The 17929-nt window shown below is 75.4% G+C and carries 17 protein-coding genes; 12 read left to right on the forward strand and 5 right to left on the reverse strand.

The features are described 5' to 3' along the window. Positions 1 to 156 precede the first annotated feature (156 nt). The gene (locus tag AB0J86_RS08040; RefSeq protein WP_363854306.1) at positions 157 to 357 is read left to right on the forward strand and encodes a hypothetical protein; all 201 of its coding nucleotides are present in this window, start codon (positions 157 to 159) and stop codon (positions 355 to 357) included. Positions 358 to 427: 70 nt separating this feature from the next. On the opposite strand, the gene AB0J86_RS08045 is transcribed toward AB0J86_RS08040, so the two are convergent. Both AB0J86_RS08045 and AB0J86_RS08050 read right to left on the reverse strand, forming a co-directional pair. Beyond that, entirely contained in the window at positions 428 to 1549 is a 1122-nt protein-coding gene (locus AB0J86_RS08045) for a DUF3866 family protein (RefSeq protein ID WP_363854309.1), read from the reverse strand. Positions 1550 to 1669: 120 nt separating this feature from the next. Beyond that, the gene (locus AB0J86_RS08050; protein ID WP_363854311.1) at positions 1670 to 2644 is read right to left on the reverse strand and encodes a cation diffusion facilitator family transporter; all 975 of its coding nucleotides are present in this window, start codon (positions 2642 to 2644) and stop codon (positions 1670 to 1672) included. 151 nt (positions 2645 to 2795) lie between these two features. Here AB0J86_RS08050 and AB0J86_RS08055 point away from each other — a divergent pair, with 151 nt between their 5' ends. From AB0J86_RS08055 to AB0J86_RS08080, 6 genes are all read left to right on the forward strand, one after another. Further along, positions 2796 to 3794: a WYL domain-containing protein gene (locus tag AB0J86_RS08055; protein WP_363854314.1), complete on the forward strand. Its 999-nt coding sequence runs from the start codon at positions 2796 to 2798 to the stop codon at positions 3792 to 3794. After that, positions 3791 to 4843 (forward strand): WYL domain-containing protein, encoded by a 1053-nt coding sequence (locus AB0J86_RS08060; protein WP_363854316.1) that lies wholly within the window; start codon positions 3791 to 3793, stop codon positions 4841 to 4843. The genes AB0J86_RS08055 and AB0J86_RS08060 overlap by 4 nt, the downstream gene beginning before the upstream one ends. A 9-nt stretch (positions 4844 to 4852) precedes the next feature. After that, positions 4853 to 5101: a hypothetical protein gene (locus AB0J86_RS08065; protein WP_363854319.1), complete on the forward strand. Its 249-nt coding sequence runs from the start codon at positions 4853 to 4855 to the stop codon at positions 5099 to 5101. A 247-nt stretch (positions 5102 to 5348) separates the two neighbouring features. Next, on the forward strand, positions 5349 to 5621 hold the full coding sequence (gene tatA, locus AB0J86_RS08070; RefSeq protein ID WP_363854321.1) for a Sec-independent protein translocase subunit TatA: 273 nt from the start codon (positions 5349 to 5351) through the stop codon (positions 5619 to 5621). A 15-nt stretch (positions 5622 to 5636) separates the two neighbouring features. Beyond that, positions 5637 to 6569: a twin-arginine translocase subunit TatC gene (tatC, locus tag AB0J86_RS08075; RefSeq protein ID WP_363854324.1), complete on the forward strand. Its 933-nt coding sequence runs from the start codon at positions 5637 to 5639 to the stop codon at positions 6567 to 6569. An 81-nt stretch (positions 6570 to 6650) separates the two neighbouring features. Continuing rightward, on the forward strand, positions 6651 to 7595 hold the full coding sequence (locus AB0J86_RS08080) for a diacylglycerol kinase (RefSeq protein WP_363854327.1): 945 nt from the start codon (positions 6651 to 6653) through the stop codon (positions 7593 to 7595). A 96-nt stretch (positions 7596 to 7691) separates the two neighbouring features. Here AB0J86_RS08080 and AB0J86_RS08085 read toward each other — a convergent pair whose 3' ends face one another. Further along, on the reverse strand, positions 7692 to 8306 hold the full coding sequence (locus tag AB0J86_RS08085; RefSeq protein ID WP_363854330.1) for a TetR family transcriptional regulator: 615 nt from the start codon (positions 8304 to 8306) through the stop codon (positions 7692 to 7694). An 87-nt stretch (positions 8307 to 8393) separates the two neighbouring features. Here AB0J86_RS08085 and AB0J86_RS08090 point away from each other — a divergent pair, with 87 nt between their 5' ends. Beyond that, positions 8394 to 8873: a nuclear transport factor 2 family protein gene (locus AB0J86_RS08090; RefSeq protein ID WP_363854333.1), complete on the forward strand. Its 480-nt coding sequence runs from the start codon at positions 8394 to 8396 to the stop codon at positions 8871 to 8873. On the opposite strand, the gene AB0J86_RS08095 is transcribed toward AB0J86_RS08090, so the two are convergent. Further along, on the reverse strand, positions 8796 to 9575 hold the full coding sequence (locus tag AB0J86_RS08095) for an HAD family hydrolase (protein ID WP_363854336.1): 780 nt from the start codon (positions 9573 to 9575) through the stop codon (positions 8796 to 8798). The genes AB0J86_RS08090 and AB0J86_RS08095 overlap by 78 nt on opposite strands. Before the next feature lie 86 nt (positions 9576 to 9661). On the opposite strand from AB0J86_RS08095, the gene AB0J86_RS08100 reads away from it, so the two are divergent. Continuing rightward, complete coding sequence (locus tag AB0J86_RS08100) at positions 9662 to 12547, forward strand: DEAD/DEAH box helicase (protein WP_363854339.1); 2886 nt, start codon at positions 9662 to 9664, stop codon at positions 12545 to 12547. Positions 12548 to 12665: 118 nt separating this feature from the next. Here AB0J86_RS08100 and AB0J86_RS08105 read toward each other — a convergent pair whose 3' ends face one another. Continuing rightward, a complete protein-coding gene (locus AB0J86_RS08105; RefSeq protein ID WP_363854342.1) occupies positions 12666 to 13589 on the reverse strand; it encodes a 5'-3' exonuclease in 924 nt (307 codons plus the stop codon). Between the two features lie 184 nt (positions 13590 to 13773). Between AB0J86_RS08105 and AB0J86_RS08110 the strand changes: the two genes are divergently transcribed. Genes AB0J86_RS08110 through AB0J86_RS08120 form a run of 3 tightly spaced genes read left to right on the forward strand, consistent with a single transcriptional unit; the run spans position 13774 to position 17889 of the window. Further along, positions 13774 to 15069, forward strand: coding sequence for an MFS transporter (locus AB0J86_RS08110; RefSeq protein WP_363854345.1), 1296 nt, complete (start codon positions 13774 to 13776; stop codon positions 15067 to 15069). A gap of 10 nt (positions 15070 to 15079) precedes the next feature. After that, positions 15080 to 16534 (forward strand): TldD/PmbA family protein, encoded by a 1455-nt coding sequence (locus tag AB0J86_RS08115; RefSeq protein ID WP_363854347.1) that lies wholly within the window; start codon positions 15080 to 15082, stop codon positions 16532 to 16534. Continuing rightward, positions 16531 to 17889, forward strand: a complete 1359-nt coding sequence (locus tag AB0J86_RS08120) for a TldD/PmbA family protein (protein WP_363854349.1) — start codon at positions 16531 to 16533, stop codon at positions 17887 to 17889. The genes AB0J86_RS08115 and AB0J86_RS08120 overlap by 4 nt, the downstream gene beginning before the upstream one ends. The last annotated feature ends 40 nt before the right edge of the window (positions 17890 to 17929 follow it).

The raw sequence follows: 17929 nt of genomic DNA on the forward strand, positions 1-17929 counted from the left end.
ATCTCGCGCTCCTCGACCTGCGCCGGGGCCTTTTCCTCTACGGGCTGCTGGTGCGGCGCGGCGTCGGCGCGCGGGGCGGCGCCGCCCCCCCCCCCCCGCCGACGAGGTGCGCCGCCGGCGGGGGCACCCGGCCGCGCACGGTACGCTGACCCCGCTATGGCCTACCGTGAACCTGCCGACTCCGGCGATCGCGACCCCGAGCAGGGTCGACGGAGCTGGGTCGAACGCCGCCGCCAGAAGATCGCCGACGAGATCGCCCGGAACCGGCGCGGCGAGTACACGGTGCCTACCTGGGTCCTCACCCTGATCCTCGTGTTGATCGTGGGCGGCTGGCTCGCGCTGATCTTCCTGGTCTGAGCCGACGCGGCGTCTTCCTGGTCCGGGCCGATCCGGGGCCGGCGGGCGACCCGGGCCGCCCGACCGCTCGTCACCTCGCGGCGCTGCCGGCCGGTGCCGCAGAGCCGCCGGCCAGTGTCGCGGCGTGCCGGCCGGCCGCCGCGGCCGTGAGGAAGTACGCGTGGTCGGCGTCGAGACCCCGCCCCATCGTCGACAGCGGGACCGGGCTCGCCCGCAGCGCCTCGTCCAGCCCGTCCACGGGTACCCGGACGATCCGGTGCCGGGCGGCCAGCGGCGCCAGCGCCTCCTCGACGGCCCCGGCCAGCTCGGCCGGCAGCGCGGCGGGGACGACCAGGTCCGCGCCCGCGAGCGCGACCCGACCGTACGCGGTGACGCTGTGGTGGGAGAGCCCCCGGTGGCGGGTACGCGCGTCGGCATCCGAGATCCGCAGCGAGCCGACCGCCCGGCCGCCCAGCGTGGCGACCGCGTTGACCGTCTCGCCGACGCCGACGCCGGAGAAGCCCCAGCGGGTACCGGTGCCGAGGTTGCCCGGCCCCTGCGCGACGACCACCACGTCGGCGGCGAGGACGTGCCGGGCGGCGAGCAGCCCGGTGTACACGTTGGTCGCCTCCAGGTCGCCGCCGAACGCCTGGCCGACCGTCACCGTCCCGACCAGCTCGTCGCGCAGTCCGTCGAGGGTGCGGGAGAACCAGGCGGGCAGCGCGCCGCCGTCGGTCAGCACGTACGCGACGCGGGCGCCCGGCGCGTCGGCCCGGATCCCGGCGAGGACGGCGGGCAGCGCGGAGTGCAGGTCGGCGGTGACCACGGGCAGCCCGTCCAGGTCGTCGGCGTCGACCAGCGCCGCCCGGTGCGGCGAGGCCTCCTCGTCGACGCCGAGCAGGATCGGTTGCAGCGGCGTGTAGCGGGCCTTGACCAGGTGCCCGCCGTCGCGGGTGTCGCCGCTGCCCGGGGGGTCGGCGGGCAGCCGGTCGGGGATCGCCACGACCAGGGCGTACCCGCCGGTGCCGAGCCCCATCACGAGCGCGCCCACGTTGAGCAGCACCCGGTCGCCCGGCTCGGGCCGGCCGACCAGCTCCGGGTAGGCCAGGGCCCGTACGGTGCCGCCGGCGTCGGCGAGGGCCACCTCCAGTTCCACCGCGCCGCGCCAGCTCCGCCGTACCGCCGTCACCGTGCCGGATCGCCATCGCACCATGGCCGGCACGCTAGCGGCAGCCGGAAGCGGCCGGCCCGCCGGGGCGACCCGCCGCGCCGGGGCGGTCGCGGTGGTCGGATCCGTGGTCCGGGCCCGCCGGTCGCGGCGCCGCGCGGCCGGTCAGAGGTCCTGTTCGGCCGGACCGCGGGGCAGGCCGCCGCGGGTCGGGTCGAGGAAGACGTACCGGATGGCGGGGTAGCGCACCCGCAGGCGCCGCTCGGCCTCGTCGGCCGCGTTCTCGATCTCGGCGCCGCTCGCGTCGTCGGCGAAGTCGACCTTCGCGGCGACCAGCACGTCGTCCGGACCGAGCTGCATGGTCAGCAGGGTCTCGACCCGTTGCACCACCCGCATCCCGGTGAGCTCCTCGCGGATGGTGGCCTGCACGCCGCGAGGTACCGCCTGGCCGACCAGCAGGGAGATGTTGCTGCGGGCCAGGATCGCGGCCGTGACCAGCAGGAGCAGGCCGATGGCGACCGAGGCGACGCCGTCCCAGGCCTCCACGCCGGTCAGCTCGGTGAGGACCAGGCCCACCGCGGCGAACGCGATGCCGATCATCGCGGCGGTGTCCTCCAGGAAGACCGCCTTCACGGCGGTGTCCGCGGTGAGCCGCAGGTACCGCAGCGGGCTGATCCCCCAGCGGCGGGCGGCGCCGCGCACCTGCCGTACCGCGCGGGCCAACGAGACCGACTCGATCGCGGCGGAGACCGCCAGCACGAGGTACGAGACGAGGAAGTCGCCGCTCGGCTCGCCCCTGACGATGGTGCCGATGCCGTGCGTGATGGAGAAGCCGGCGCCGGCCACGAACGTGAAGATGGCGGCGAGGAAGGCCCAGACGTAACTCTCCTTGCCGTAGCCGAACGGGTGCCGCGCGTCGGCCGGCCGGGCGCCGCGGCGCAGCGCCACGAAGAGCAGCACCTCGGTGGTGGTGTCGGCGACCGAGTGCGCCGCCTCGGAGAGCATCGCGGCGGAGCCGGAGAGCAGGCCGGCCACCAGCTTCGCCAGGGCGATCGCGAGGTTCGCCAGCCCGGCGACGATGACCGTACCGAGGCTCTCGGAGTTCTCGGGACTGTCCGCTGTCGCCGCCGCTTCCGCCATGATCCCCAGCCTAGGCCGGCCGCCCGATCGCCGATCAACCGACGCCCGATCGGGCCGGCGGCGGGGCGGACGCGGCGGTGACGTGCCGAATGCCGGACGCGTACCGGCGCGGGTGCGCGCGGCACTGGCCGACACTGCTAGCGTCTGGTATGTGTCGCGGACCCGCACCGAACGCCTGGTCAACCTGGTGATCTGCCTGCTCTCCACGCGGCGGTTCCTCACCGCCGCGCAGATCGCCGCGACCGTGCCCGGCTACGAACATGATCCGGAGGACCCGCGCGACCACGAGGCCTTCCAGCGCAAGTTCGAGCGCGACAAGGCCGAGCTGCGGGAACTCGGGGTGCCGCTGGAGACCGGCACCGCCAGCGTATTCGACACCGAACCCGGCTACCGGATCGCGCACCGGGAGTACGCACTGCCGGAGATCCCGTTGGAGCCGGACGAGGCCGCCGCCGTCGGCATCGCCGCCCGGCTGTGGCGGCACGCCGGCCTCTCGGCCGCCGCCACCTCCGGGCTGGCCAAGCTGCGCGCCGCCGGCATCGACGTCGACCCGGACGCCACCCTGGGCATGGAGCCGGTGGTCACGGTCGACCCGGCCTTCGGTCCGCTCACGGCCGCGGCCCGGGACCGCCGCACGGTCAGCTTCGACTACCGCGTACCGGACCACGACGCCGCCACCAGCCGCCGGCTCCAGCCCTGGGGCGTGGTCTGCTGGCGGGGCCGCTGGTACGTGGTCGGGCACGACCTCGACCGGGACGCCACCCGCTGTTTCCGGCTCTCCCGCATCGTCGGCGCGGTCCGGGTCACCGGCCAGCCGGGCGGCTACAGCCCGCCGGCCGGGGTGGACCTGATCAGCCACGTGGCGCACTTCTCCGGGCCGGTCGAGCGCAGCGGCCGGGCCACCGTGCTGGTGCGCCCCGGTCGGGCCGCGGGCCTGCGGCGCTGGGCCCGCGAGTGCCGTACCGGTCCCGACGGTGACCGGCTCGTGCTGCCGTACGCCGATCCCGAGTCGCTCGCCGGCAAGCTGGTCGGCTACGGTCCGGACGTGCGTGTGCTCGATCCGCCGGAGGTCCGCGAGGCGGTCATCCAGCAGCTCAAGGAGATCGCCGCGCGGCACGACGAGGTCGTCACGGCGGGGGCGCCGGCATGACCGGGCCGAACCCGGAGCGGAGCGCGGCGGCGCCCGCCCCGCGTACCGCCGCCTCCCGCAACTCGGCCGACCGGCTGGCCCGGCTGCTCAACCTGGTGCCGTACCTGCTGGCCCGCCCCGGCATCGAGATCGCCCAGGCGGCGGCCGACCTCGGGGTCACCGACCGCCAGCTGCGCGAGGACCTGGAGCTGCTCTGGGTCTGCGGCCTGCCCGGCTACGGCCCGGGCGACCTGATCGACATGGCGTTCGACGGTGACCGGGTCACCATCACCTACGACGCCGGCATCGACCGGCCGCTGCGGCTGACGCCGGACGAGGCGCTGGCGCTGGTGGTGGCGCTGCGGATGCTGGCCGAGACGCCCGGGATGGACAACCGCGACGCGGTGGAGCGGGCGCTCGCGAAGATCGAGCACGCGGCCGGTGACCTGGCCGGCGCCCCGGTGGCCGTGCGGATGCCCGGCGACGGCGACCGGGTGGAGGCGCTGCGGGGCGCGGTGCAGCGCCGCCGGGCCCTGCGCATCACCTACTACACGCCGGTACGCGACGAGAGCACCGAGCGCACGGTCGACCCGATGCGGGTGCTGATGGTGGACGGCCGGGCGTACCTGGAGGCGTGGTGCCGCCGCGCCGAGGCGGTACGGCTGTTCCGGGTCGACCGGATCGACGCGCTCACCGAGCTGGGCGAGCCCGCGGCCCCGCCGCCGGAGGCCCGCCCGCACGACGTCAGCGGCGGCGTGTTCCGCCCGGACCCGAGCCTGCCGCTGGTGACGCTGCGGATCGGCCGGGGCGCCCGGTGGATCACCGAGTACTACCCGTGCGAGTCGGTCGAGCCGGGCGTCGCGTCGGCCGACGGGAGCCCGGCCGGCGAGCAGTGGCTGGTCTCGCTGCGCGTCACCGACCTGGCCTGGGCGCGCCGCTTCGTGCTCGGCCTCGGCCCGGAGGTCACCGTGGTCGCCCCCGCCGAACTGGCCGAGCGGGTACGTGACTCCGCCGCCGCCGCGCTCGACGCCTACGGCGCGTACCCGGCGCCGGCGGTCACCACCCACTAGGCTGACCGCGTGGTGAAGTGGATCGTGCTCGCGGTCGTACTCTTCGCGCTGCTCGTCCTGGCCCTGGCGGTCCGACCGGTGCTGGGCCGGTTGGCACCGCTGCGGCGGGCGGCGCTCGGGCTGCTGCGGCGCCAGGAGCAGGCGGAGTCGTTGCAGGCGGGCGCGCTGGCGCTGCAGCAGCGGATCGAGGAGCTGCAACGGCAGGCCGAGACCACCCAGGAACGGCTCGTCACCATCCGCGCGAAGCGCGGTCACTGACGGGTTCCCCGGACGGGTGAGGGGAGCCGCCGGGCGCCGGGCGAACGGCGCCGAGCCGGCCCGGAACGGGATCGTGTCGCCGACGGAAACGGCTGGTCGAGTGGGTTGACGTGACCTCGACGATTGGTCAACACTTCATCGGCTGGTCAAACCCGTCATACGCCCAGCCGGTGGCACGAGCCCGCGCCCCACGTACGATGGGCTCGTAACACCCCTCACACTTGCCGACGATCGACTGGAGCTTTCCATGGGTGCCCTCAAGCCGTGGCACATCGCCGTACTGGTGGTCGTGTTGATCCTGCTGTTCGGCGCGAAGCGGCTCCCCGACGCGGCCCGCTCGCTGGGCCGCTCGCTGCGGATCATCAAGGCGGAGACGAAGAGCCTCGCCGACGACGACCGCGACCTGGCCGAGAAGGCCGACGCGCAGGCCGCCCGGCAGCCGCTGCCGCCGCAGCCCGCCCAGCAGCCGCCCGCCGCGCCGCCGGTCGCCGACCAGGTGCAGCGCGCCCGCGACAACTGACGCGGAGGCCCGAGCGTGGCCTTCGGCCTCAAGAAGCGCGGCCCGAGCAACTTCGAACGGGCCGCCGACGGCTCGATGACACTGATCGAGCACATCCGCGAGCTGCGTACCCGGCTGTTCCGTGCCTCGTTGGCGATCGTGGTCGGATTCGCGGTGGGTTTCTGGCTCGCGGATCCGGTCTTCGAACTGCTCAAGCAGCCATACTGTGACCTGCCGGGCATCCTGACGCCGGAGGGCAAGTGCCCGATGGTGCAGCTCGGGCCGGCGGACGGGTTCCTGCTCAAGCTGAAGATCGCGCTGTGGGTGGGCCTGATCGTCGCGGCCCCGGTCTGGTTCTACCAGCTCTGGGCCTTCATCGCGCCGGGCCTGCACCGGCACGAGCGGCGCTACGCCTACTTCTTCACGGCGATCGCGGCACCGCTGTTCGCCGGCGGCGCGGTCCTGGCCTACTTCGTGGTGCACAAGGGCCTGGAGTTCCTGCTCTCGTCGGGCGTCACCGGCCTGGACACCCAGCTCGAGGTGACCCGCTACATCTCGTTCGTCACGAACCTGATCCTGCTCTTCGGGGTGGCGTTCGAGTTCCCGCTGGTCGTGCTGATGTTCAACTTCGTCGGCCTCGCCAGCGCCCGGCGGCTGCTCGGCTGGTGGCGGGTCGCGATCTTCGTGTTCTTCCTCTTCTCGGCGGTCGTCACGCCCACGCCGGACCCGTTCGGCATGACCGCGCTGGCGTTCTGCCTCTCCGTGCTCTACTTCGGTGCGGTGGCGGTGGCCTTCGTCAACGACAAGCGGCGCGGCCGGGGCCGGGAGGTCTACGCCGGGCTGAGCGACGACGAGATCTCGCCGCTGGACGACGAGCCGGAGCCGGTCGAGGCGGCACAGCGGGTGGAGAGCACCACCCCGGTGGCGCCGCCGCAGCCGATCGAACGGCGCTACGACGACATGACCTGAGCGGTCACGCCGCCGACGGAACTCCCACCGCCCGGTGCCCGGGGCAGAAAACCCCGGACACCGGGCGGTACCGTGCTCGCCGTGACCGCACCTGATCAATGTCCGGCAGCCGTACCCGGTGCCGCCCCGCCCGCCGGTCCGGTCGCGGTACTGGTCAACCCGGTCGCCGGGCGCGGACGGCACGCGGGGCTGCTCCCCGTGGTGCTGGACCGGCTCGGCGCGGCCGGCCGGGGCGTACGACTGCTGACGCCCGCCTCGCCGGCCGAGGCGCTGGCGCAGTGCCGGGCGGCGGTCGCCGACGGCGTCGCGGCGCTGGTGACGGTCGGCGGCGACGGTACGGTGCACCTGGCCCTCCAGGCGGTGGCCGGCACGCCGACGGCGTTCGGGCCGGTGCCCGCCGGTACCGGCAACGACTTCGCCGTCCAGACCGGGTTCCCGGCCGATCCGCTGGCGGCGGTCGAGGTCGTCGCCTCGGCGCTGGCGGCCGGGCGGACCACCCCGGTCGACCTGGCTCGGATGACGGGCCCCGACGGCGCCGAGCGCTGGTACGGGGCGGTCCTCGCGGCCGGCTTCGACGCGATCGTCAACGAGCGGGCGAACCGGATGCGCTGGCCGCGCGGGCCCCGCCGGTACGACCTGGCGATCCTGGTCGAGCTGGCCCGGCTCCGGCCGCGCCGCTACCGGCTGAGCCTGGACGGCGTGTCGCACGAACTCGACGCGGTGCTGGTGGCGGTGGGCAACTGCGCCAGCTACGGCGGGGGAATGCGGATCTGCCCGGACGCCGATCCCACCGACGGGCTGCTCGACGTGGTGCTCGCCGGGCGGGTCGGTCGCGGCACCCTGATGCGGATCAAGCCGAGGGTGTACCGGGGCACCCACGTCGAGCATCCCCTGGTCTCCAGCCACCGGGCCCGTACGGTCGAGCTGGCCGCCGACGGGATCGTCGGGTACGCGGACGGGGAGCGGGCCCTGCCCCTGCCGCTGACGGTGACCGCCGTCCCGGGCGCGGTACGCCTGCTGCGCTGAGCGCCGCGCGGCGCGGTGGCCCGCCGGCCGGCCGGGGTGCGCCGCGTCGGACGGCGGACGGCTCCGTCGTCTGCCGCGCTGAGCGCCCGCGCCGGCTCAGTCGTCGCCCGCCGCGGGCTGGGCGGGCGCGCCGGGCGGATCCTCGGCCCCGGCCGGGCCGGCGAGCAGCGCCTGGAAGGCGGGGCGCAGCGCCTCGGTGATCTGCTCGGTGGTGGCCTCGCGCAGCGCGTCGAGCTGGAGCAGCTGGTGCCCGATGGTCAGGCCGACCATGCTGGTGACGACCAGGGCGGCGCGCAGCCGGGCGTCCGGCCCGCCGATGGCCTCGCTGGTCCGTTCCACCTGCCGGTCGAGGGCCGCCCGGACCGACTCGTTCGCCTCGGGATGGGTGAGCATCGAGCGGAGCATGGCCAGCGAGGTCTCCGGCAGACCGCTGATCTTCATGCCGAGGGTGGCGAGCATCAGCTCGGTGAGCTGTTCCGGGCTGGCCGGCAGCGGCCGGTCGTCGGCGCCCTGCGCGGCCCGGCTGAAGAGCTCCTGCTTGGCCCCGAAGTACTGCATCACGAGCGCGGGGTCGACGCCGGCGGCGGCGGCGACGGCGCGGATGGTGGTGCGCTCGTAGCCGCGCTCGGCGAAGAGGGCGCGGGCGGCGGCGAGGATGCGGGCCTCGGTCTGCCGGCGGCGCTCCGCCCGGCTGGTCGGTGCGGTGCTCACGGCGCCGACTCTACCGGTGTTGAGCGCGTTGACCGTTCGCTCTACACTTGTTGAGTCAACGCTTGTTGAGCGAACGGAGAGTCCTTCATGCCCGGAACCGCCCCGACCCTTCCCGGACCCCGCGAGGTCCTGGCCCGCTACCACCGGGCCATGCTCGACAAGTCCGCCGACGACCTCGCCGACCTCTACGCCGAGGACGCGCTGCACGAGTTCCCGTTCCTCTTCCCGCGCATGCCGAGGCGGTACCGGGGGCGCGAGGAGGTGCGCGCGGGCTACCGCGCGGCCTGGGGCGCCACGCCGGCCCGGCTGGAGGAGATCCGGGGCGTGGTGGTGCACGAGACCGCCGATCCCGAGGTGATCGTCGTGGAGCAGGAGGTGGCGGGCACGCTCAGCACCACCGGCCAACCGTTCGCCGCGGCCGGGCTGCTGGTGCTGCGGGTACGCGACGGCCGCCTCACCCACGTGCGCGACTACCTCGACGGCGTGGCCCTACTCGCCTCCCTCGGCGATGGCGAGGTCCAGCACGGCGGTCAGACCGTTCGCGAGACCGGCCTCGGCCGCGGGTAGCAGCAGCGTGGCGCAGCCGGCCCGGACCGCCCCGGCGTCCGCCGGCGTGTCGCCGACCATCAGCGTCCGCTCCGGGTCCACGCCGAGCATGCCGCAGGCGCGCAGGAAGATGCCGGGATCGGGCTTGCAGCGGCCGATCTCGTACGACAGCGCGAACGCGTCGACCAACTCGGTGAGGCCCCAGGCGTCGAAGAGCGGACGCGGATCGAAGCCGATGTTGCTCACCACCGCCACCGGTACGTTCACCGCCCGCAGGGCGCGCAGCGTGGCGGCGGTGTCCGCGTACGGCAACCAGCCCTCGGGGCGCAGCAGCCGCTCGTAGAGGGCCTCGGGCAACCCGTCGATCCCGGTCTCGACCGTGGCCGCCAGCCCGGTGTAGGCGGCCCGGTGGGCGTGCGGGTACAGGTCCCGGTCGGCCCAGACCTCGGCCAGCCGGGGTGGCACCCGGGCCGGCAGGGGCCCGCCGGCCCGGCCCGCCATCACCAGCCGGTCGGCCAGCGAGGTGGCCCGGGTGCGGTCGAGGATCACCCCGCAGTCGGCGGCGGCGGCGAGCACCCAGGCGACCGGGTCCTCCACCTGCGCCAGGGTGCCGTGGAAGTCGAAGAGCACGGCGTCCAGCGGCCGGCGCGGCGGCTTTCCGGCGGTGTCGCTGGCGGGCCCGCTGGGCGTACGAGGCTTGGGCGGTTCGGCATGGTCCGGCACGTGGTGCACCCTACCGACCGGGTCCGACCGGACCGCTCCTCGGCCTCGCTGCGTACGGCGGGCGACTACGCATTAATCTTGCTGGTATGTCGAGCCCCGCCGAGCGGTATGCCGCGGCACGCCGCCGGGCCGCGCAGGCCAGCAGTTTCCCCGCGCTTGAGGAGTTCGCCCTCGATCTCGGGTTCGACCTCGACGACTTCCAGCGGGAGGCGTGCCAGGCCCTGGAGCGGGGCAGCGGCGTGCTCGTCTGCGCCCCGACCGGCGCCGGCAAGACCGTGGTCGGCGAGTTCGCGGTACACCTGGCCCTGCGGGCCGGGTCCGCCCCCGGCGCGGACGTCTCCCGCCCCACCGCGGCACCCGGGCCGGTCGGCGCCGACGCGGCCCCCGCCGGCGCGGCGCCCGCGCCGGCGGTCACCGGCGGCCGGGTGCCGGCGGCCGGCATCCCCGGCCCGGTACGCAAGTGCTTCTACACCACGCCGATCAAGGCGCTGTCGAACCAGAAGTACCACGACCTGGTGGCCCGGCACGGCGCCGACCAGGTCGGCCTGCTGACCGGCGACAACGCCATCAACGGCGACGCCCCGGTGGTGGTGATGACCACCGAGGTGCTGCGCAACATGCTCTACGCCGGCTCGGCCACCCTGGAGGGCCTGGCGTACGTGGTGATGGACGAGGTGCACTACCTCGCCGACCGGTTCCGCGGCGGGGTCTGGGAAGAGGTGATCATCCACCTGCCCGAGTCGGTGACCCTGGTGTCCCTGTCGGCCACCGTCTCCAACGCCGAGGAGTTCGCCGACTGGCTGGTGACCGTACGCGGCGAGACCGAGGTGGTGGTCAGCGAGCACCGCCCGGTACCGCTGTGGCAGCACATGCTGGTCGGCCGGCGGATGTTCGACCTGTTCCACGACGCCGACGCGGCCCGCAAGCACGACGTGCACCCGGAGCTGCTGCGCTACACCCGGGAGACGATGCGTCGGCTCGACCTGGGCGAGGGGCGCGGCGCCAGCCCGGGCTGGGGCCGGCGCGGGCCCCGGTGGCGCGGCCCGCTGCGCGCCGAGGTGGTGGAGCGGCTCGACCGCGAGGGACTGCTCCCCGCCATCCTGTTCATCTTCAGCCGGGCCGGCTGCGACGCCGCCGTGCAGCAGTGCCTCGCCGCCGGCCTGCGGCTGACCACTCCGGACGAACGCGCCGAGATCCGCGAGGTGGTGGAGCGGCGGATCACCACCATCCCGGGCGAGGACCTGTCGGTGCTCGGGTACTGGGAGTGGCTCGACGGCCTGGAGCGCGGCCTCGCCGCGCACCACGCCGGGATGCTGCCGGCGTTCAAGGAGGTGGTCGAGGAGCTGTTCGTCCGCGGGCTGGTCAAGGCCGTCTTCGCCACCGAGACGCTGGCGCTGGGGATCAACATGCCGGCCCGCTCGGTGGTGCTGGAACGGCTCGTCAAGTTCAACGGCGAGGCCCACGTCGACCTCACGCCGGGGGAGTACACCCAGCTCACCGGTCGGGCCGGCCGGCGCGGCATCGACGTCGAGGGGCACGCGGTCGTCATCTGGTCGCCCGAGGTGGACCCGCGGCACGTCGCCGGGCTCGCGTCCACCCGTACCTATCCGCTGCGCTCCAGCTTCCGACCCTCGTACAACATGGCGGTGAACCTGGTCGGCTCGGTCGGCGCGGCGCCGGCCCGTACCCTGCTGGAATCGTCGTTCGCGCAGTTCCAGGCGGACCGGTCGGTGGTCGGCCTGGCCCGGCAGGTGCAGCGCAACGAGGAGACCATCGAGGCGTACGGGGCCGAGGCCGCCTGCCACCACGGCGACTTCGACGAGTACTTCGGGCTGCGGGTGGCGATCGCCGACCGGGAACGCGCGCTGAACCGGCAGGGGCAGAGCCAGCGCAAGGCCGCCGCGGTCGAGTCGCTGGAGCGGCTGCGGGTCGGCGACGTGATCCGGATCCCGTCCGGCCGCCGCGCCGGCCTCGCGGTGGTGCTCGACCCGGGTACCGGCGGGTTCGGCGAGCCCCGGCCGCTGGTGCTGACCCAGGACCGTTGGGCCGGACGGGTCACCGCCGGCGACTTCACCGTTCCGGCCGAGGTGCTGGCCCGCATCCGCGTACCGAAGCACTTCAACCACCGCTCCCCGGCGGCCCGCCGCGACCTGGCGGCGGCGGTGAGCGGTACCGGCCTGGACCGGCACCCCGGGCGGCGCCGGCGCTCCCGGCCCGCCGGCGACGACGACCTGCTCGCCCAACTCCGCGCCGACCTGCGCCGGCATCCCTGCCACGCCTGCCCGGAGCGGGAGGAGCACGCCCGCTGGGCGGAGCGGCGCTGGCGGTTGCAGCGCGACACCGACGAGCTGCGCCAGCGGGTGGCGGGGCGGACCGGCTCGCTGGCCCGCACCTTCGACCGGATCTGCGCCCTGCTCGCGGCCCGCGGCTACCTCTCGGCGGACGGGGAGGTCACCGACGCCGGCCGGATGCTCGGTCGGATCTGGACCGAGGCGGACCTCCTGGTGGCCGAGTGCCTGCGCCGGGGCGTCTGGGACGGGCTGGCCCCGGCCGAACTCGCCGCCGCCGTCTCCGTGATCGTGTACGAGGCCCGGCGCGACACCGACGAGCGGGCCTCCGTACCGCGCGGCGGGGTGGCGGAGGCGGTCGACGAGACGCTGAAGCTCTGGGCGGAGATCGAGACCGACGAGGCGTCCCGCGGCCTGGAGGCGACCCGCGAGCCCGACCTGGGCTTCGTCTGGCCCATCTACCGTTGGGCCCGCGGCGAGGCGTTGGCGAAGGTGCTGGCCAGCGGCCACAGCCTCGACGGCGAGATGCCGGCCGGCGACTTCGTCCGCTGGGCCCGGCAGGTGGTCGATCTGCTCGGCCAGCTCGCCGACTCGGCCGGCGCGTCCGCGGAGCTGCGCGCCACCGCGCGCTCGGCGATCAGCGCGGTCAACCGGGGCGTGCTCTCCTACAACGCGGTCAGCTGAACAGGAGCCTCGCGCGGTCGCTCGGGATCCTCCCGCTGCTCAGCGGGGACTCCCGCGCGGTCGTGCGCGGTCCTCTCGCTGACCAGCGGAGTCCTCTGGCGGGCGGGCTCGGCGCCCCTCACGCCGCCGCGTCGGTGAGCGCGTCGACCAGCCGGCGGCACGGGCTGGCCAGATTCCACTTCTCGGCCAGCTCCAGCAGTCGGGCCTCGTCCACCGGTGCCGCGGGCAGCGCGGTGGAGAAGTCGGGCAGGGGCACGTCGAGCGCGACCCGGACCACCTTCGGCGCGACCGCCAGGTAGTCGCGGGCGGCCTCGAGCTTGGTCCGCAGGCCCGGCGCGAACCCGGAGGCCGGGTCGCCGAGCGCGGTGAGGATGCCGTCCAGGCCGCCGTACCGGTCGACCAGGCGGGCGGCGGTCTTCTCGCCGACGCCGGCGACGCCCGGCAGGCCGTCGCTCGGGTCCCCGCGCAGCGCCGCGAAGTCGGCGTACCCGGTGGCCGGCACCCCGTACCGGGCCCGCACGGCCGCGTCGTCGTAGTCCTCCAGCTTCGCCACGCCCCGGCCGCAGTAGAGCAGCCGGATCGGGTGCGCGTCGTCGACGAGCTGGAACAGGTCCCGGTCCCCGGAGGCGACCTCCACCGGGCCGGGCTGGGTGACGGCGAGCGTGCCGAGCACGTCGTCGGCCTCGTAGCCGGCGGCGCCGACGGCCGGGATGCCGATCGCGGCCAGCACGTCCAGGATGAGCGGCACCTGGGGGACCAGGGTGTCCGGTACCACCTCGCCGCCGGCCGGCGCCACCCGGTGCGCCTTGTACGACGGCAGCAGCGCCACCCGCCACGCCGGCCGCCAGTCGTGGTCCAGCGCGCAGACCAGCCGGTCCGGTCGGCGGGTACGGATCAGCGTGGCGAGCATGTCCAGGAAGCCGCGCACGGCGTTGACCGGGCTGCCGTCCGGCGCCTTGGCGGCGGACTCGGGGATGCCGAAGTAGGCCCGGAAGTACAGGCTCGGCGCGTCGACGAGGAGCAGGGGGCGTGGCGCGTTCACACCGGACAGCCTGACACAACGGCGGCCGGCCGGGGTACGCGGTGCCCACCGCCGGCCGGGGGTGTCGGGCGGCGCCGGTCCGGCGGATGTGCCGCCCGGGTGCGCCGGCCGCGTCACCGGCTCGGGCGGTGGCGACGCATAGGTTAGGGTGCATCGGAGGCGACGAATATCCGGAGTAGCTGGTTTGCGGAGAACGCTGAACCTCCCGCGCGCCGGGGCGCCGAACGGCACCGGCGCCTACGCCGGGCTGCTGCGGCACCGCCACGGCCGCCGGGTCGCGCTGGCCGCCCTCGGCGCGCGCCTGCCGCAGGGGATGACCGGTATCTCGGTGCTCTTCCTGCTGGTGGAGCGGGAGGGCGTACGGGTGGCGGGCGCGCTGGCCGCCGCGTACACCCTGGCGCTGGGGCTGGCCGTGCCGGCGACCGGCCGGCTGGTCGACCGGTTCGACCCGGGCCGCGTCGTCCGCTGGAGCGTGCTCGCCCACACCGCCGCGACGGCCCTGCTGCTCCTGGCCGCCTTCGGCGCCGCGCCGCCACCGGTGACCGCCGCCGCCGCGGCACTGGCCGGCGCGACCACGCCGCCGCTCGGCCCGGCGGTACGCGCGCAGTGGACGCGGCTGCCCGGGGCCGTGCAGCGCGCCGGGTTCGCCCTCGACGCGATCTTCCTCGACGTCTGCCTCATCGCCGGCCCGGTGCTGGCGTCCGCCCTGGTGGCGGTGCACGCCGCGCTCGGTGTCTGCGCCATCCTGCTGGTCACCTGGGTCGGCGCCGTCCTGCTCGGCCAGCTCGTCCCCTCGGCCGGCGCGGCCTCGTCGACCCCGCCGGCGGCGGGTGGTGCGGTGCTAGCGTCGGCGGGCCGGGACCGCCCGACCGGCCGGCTCGGACCGCTGCGCGTCGCGGCCTACCGCCGGGTGGCCGGCCTGATGGTGCTCGCCAGCTGCGCCATCGCCGCCGTGGCGGTCGGACTGCCGGCGCTCGCCGCCGTCCGCGACGCGCCGTGGGCGGCCGGTCCGCTGGTCGCGGCGTTCTCCGTGGGCAGCATCCTCGGCGGTCTCTACTGGGGCCGACGCGGGCACCGGGCGCCCGGCGGCGAGCGGAGGGCCGGGGAGCGGACCGGCGGCCTGGTCCCGCCCTTCGCCGCGCTGGCGCTGACGCTGGCCGTCCTGCCGCTGGTCGGCCCCCATCCGGTGGCGCTGCTGGTGGCCGCCCCCGTCGCCGGGTTGCCGGTCGCGGCGGTCCTGGCCAGCCTCGCGGTCGAGGCGGCGGCACGGGCGCCGGAGGGTACCGCGACCGAGGCGCAGTCCTGGCTCGTCTCGGCCAACACCCTCGGCTCCGCCGCCGCCGCGTTGCTGGTCACCACCCTGCTCGGCCACGGCCATCCGAGCTGGGCGCTGCTCGCCCCGGTCGGCCTGGCGCTCGTGGCCGCGCTCGCGGCCCCGCTCCTCGTTCCGGGGCGGGACGCGGGCCGCCCAGATCAATAGAATGTCCTCCATGTCTCTCGCAGCTCTCGCCGCCGTCGCCATCGACGAGGTCACCCGTCTCGGCCCGCAGTTCGCCGACGTCCGGGCGGTCGACGACGAGTCCGAGTCGGTGGACGTACGCGACGGCCGGGTCGAGCGGGTCAGCCGGTCCGCCAGCCGGGGGGTGGGTATCCGGGTCCTGGTCGACGGCGCCTGGGGGTTCGCCGCGACGGCGGACCAGGACGGCGGGGCGGTCCGCGACGCGGCCCGGCTGGCGGTGGAGCTCGCCCGGGCCAGCGGCCGGGTGGCACACGAGCCGGTCCGGCTCGACGACTCCCCGCCCTGCCAGGGCGGCTACGTCACGCCGCACCGGACCGACCCGCTGGAGATGCCGGTCGCCGAGAAGACGGAGTACCTGCTTGCCGCCACCGCGGCGGCCCGCGAGGTGCCGGGGGTGTCGCTCGTGGAGGCCAGCACGGACGCCTGGCGGCGTCGGACCGTGTACCGGTCCAGCGCGGGTGCCGCCATCGAGCAGACGGTGCTGCACGCGGGCGGCGGGCTGGTCGCGTACGCGGTCGGCGGCGGGGAGTCCCAGCGCCGGTCGTACCCCACCGCGTTCCGGGGACAGTTCTTCAGCGGCGGGTGGGAGGGGGTGCTCGCGCTGGACCTGCCGGGGCACGCGGCGGCCACGGGACGCGAGGCCGTCGCCCTGCTCGACGCGCCGGAACTGCCGAGCCGGCCGGAGGCGACCGTCGTCCTGGACTCCTCGCAGCTCGCCATGCAGATCCACGAGTCGATCGGGCACCCGTTGGAGCTGGACCGCATCCTGGGCATGGAACAGGCGTACGCCGGCGGCTCCTTCGTCCGGGTCGGTGACCGGGACCGGCTGCGGTACGCCTCCCCGATCGTCTCCGTCACGGCCGACGCGACGACCCCGGGGGCGCTCGGTACGTTCGGCTTCGACGACGAGGGGGTCCGGGCCGGCTCCGCGCCGCTCATCTCCGGGGGCGTCCTCGTCGGTTTCCTCAGCAACCGGGAGACGGCGGCGGCGGTCGGGCTGGCGTCGAACGGCACCGCCCGAGCCGACTCCTGGGGCAGCATCCCGCTCATCCGGATGAACAACGTCTCGCTCGCGCCCGGCGCCGACGACGCCGCGGGCCTCGCCGAGATCGTGGCGGCGACCGACGACGGTTTCCTGCTCCGCACCAACCGCTCCTGGTCGATCGACGACCGCCGGACGAACTTCCAGTTCGCCTGCGAGGCCGCCTACGAGATCCGCAACGGGTCGCTCGGGCGGCTCTACCGCAACCCCACCTACGCCGGCCGTACGCTCGACTTCTGGCGCTCCTGCGACGCGCTGGGCGGGCGCTCGGACTGGCGGGTCTGGAGCGTGCCGATCTGCGGCAAGGGGCAGCCGTCGCAGCTGGCCCGGGTCGGGCACGGGGCGCCCACCGGCCGGTTCCGGGCGGCGGTGGGGATCCGATGATCCGCCACGGGGCCGACCGCCTCTTCGCCCTGGCCGAGGCGGCGCTGCGCCACCCGGGCCCGGACGAGGTCGAGGTGACCCTCGCCCGGGAGCAGGTGGCGCTGACCCGGTTCGCGGACAGCCGGATCCACCAGAACGTCCACCGGCTCGACCACCACGTCCGGGTGCGGGTGGTGCTCGACGGCGGCGCGGCGGGAGCGCGGGTCGGCTCGGCCACGTCGGGCCTGCTCACGCCGGAGGGCGTACGCCGGGCGGTGGACCGGGCGTACGAGATCGCCCGTACCGTTCCCGGAAATCCCGACTTCGCCGGCCTGCCGGACGGCGGGGCGGCCTACGCCTCCGTACGCCGGGACGACCTCGACACGGCGGGGTGCCCGCCCGCGCGCCGGGCCGACCTCGTGGCCGCGGTGCTGCGGTCGCTGCCCGGCGGCGTCAACGGCGCCGGCGCCCTGGAGACGGGCGCGAACGAACTGGCGGTCCTCAACAGCCGCGGCGTGCGGGCCTACCACGCGGGCACCCGGGCGGCGCTGAGCGTGCTCGCCACGGCGGCCGACTCCACCGGATACGCCGAGGGCGTGGCGGTCGGGCTGGACGGTATCGACCCGGTGACGCTGGGCTCCCGGGCGGGGGAGAAGGCACGGCTCGGCGCCCGGCCCAGGGAGCTGGCGCCGGGCAGCTACCCGGTGGTGCTGGAGCCGGGCGCGACCGCCGTGCTTCTGCACCGGCTGGCGCACGCCTTCGCGGGCCGGGCGGTACGCGAGGGCAGCTCACCGCTGGCCGACCGCCTGGGCCGGCCGATCTGCGCGCCGTCGGTCACGCTCGTGGACGACCCGCTCAGCCCGGCGCTGCCGGCCGCCCCGTTCGACGCCGAGGGCGTTCCCCGGCGCCGGACCAGCCTCGTGGACCGGGGCGTGGCGGCGGGCCTGACGTACGACTCGGCGGCGGCGCGGCTGAGCGGGGTCGCCTCCACGGGCCACGCGCTGGCGCCGCCGAACCCGCTCTCCGGGTTGCCGACCCACCTGGTCATGGCGGCCGGGTCCGAGACGACGGAGTCGTTGGTCGGCCGGATCGACCGCGGCATCTACGTCACCCGGTTCCACTACACCAACGTGGTGCATCCGGTACGCACGACCGTCACCGGTACCACCCGTGACGGCACCTTCCTGATCGAGAACGGCAAGCTCGTCGGCGGGGTCCGCAACCTGCGGTTCACCCAGTCGGTGCTGGCGGCGCTGTCCGGGGTGGAGGCGATCGGGCGGGAGGGGCACGTGACGAGCGAGCGGTTCTACGGCGACGCCTACGCGCCCCCGCTCTGCCTCTCCTCGTTCACGTTCACGTCGGCGTCGACGCACTGAGCCGACGCGTCCCGCTCCCACCCGGTCGCCCGTACCCGCT

The organism is Micromonospora sp. NPDC049559 (assembly GCF_040676675.1).
In the GTDB taxonomy this organism is placed as follows: domain Bacteria; phylum Actinomycetota; class Actinomycetes; order Mycobacteriales; family Micromonosporaceae; genus JBFAPK01.

Coding starts and splice junctions, on each gene's coding strand:
- AB0J86_RS08060 (WP_363854316.1), top strand. CDS start 3,791: ATGACCGGGCCGAACCCGGAGCGGAGCGCGGCGGCGCCCGCCCCGCGT.
- AB0J86_RS08100 (WP_363854339.1), top strand. CDS start 9,662: ATGTCGAGCCCCGCCGAGCGGTATGCCGCGGCACGCCGCCGGGCCGCG.
- AB0J86_RS08050 (WP_363854311.1), bottom strand. CDS start 2,644: ATGGCGGAAGCGGCGGCGACAGCGGACAGTCCCGAGAACTCCGAGAGC.
- AB0J86_RS08045 (WP_363854309.1), bottom strand. CDS start 1,549: ATGGTGCGATGGCGATCCGGCACGGTGACGGCGGTACGGCGGAGCTGG.
- tatA (WP_363854321.1), top strand. CDS start 5,349: ATGGGTGCCCTCAAGCCGTGGCACATCGCCGTACTGGTGGTCGTGTTG.
- AB0J86_RS08115 (WP_363854347.1), top strand. CDS start 15,080: ATGTCTCTCGCAGCTCTCGCCGCCGTCGCCATCGACGAGGTCACCCGT.
- AB0J86_RS08090 (WP_363854333.1), top strand. CDS start 8,394: ATGCCCGGAACCGCCCCGACCCTTCCCGGACCCCGCGAGGTCCTGGCC.
- AB0J86_RS08120 (WP_363854349.1), top strand. CDS start 16,531: ATGATCCGCCACGGGGCCGACCGCCTCTTCGCCCTGGCCGAGGCGGCG.
- AB0J86_RS08040 (WP_363854306.1), top strand. CDS start 157: ATGGCCTACCGTGAACCTGCCGACTCCGGCGATCGCGACCCCGAGCAG.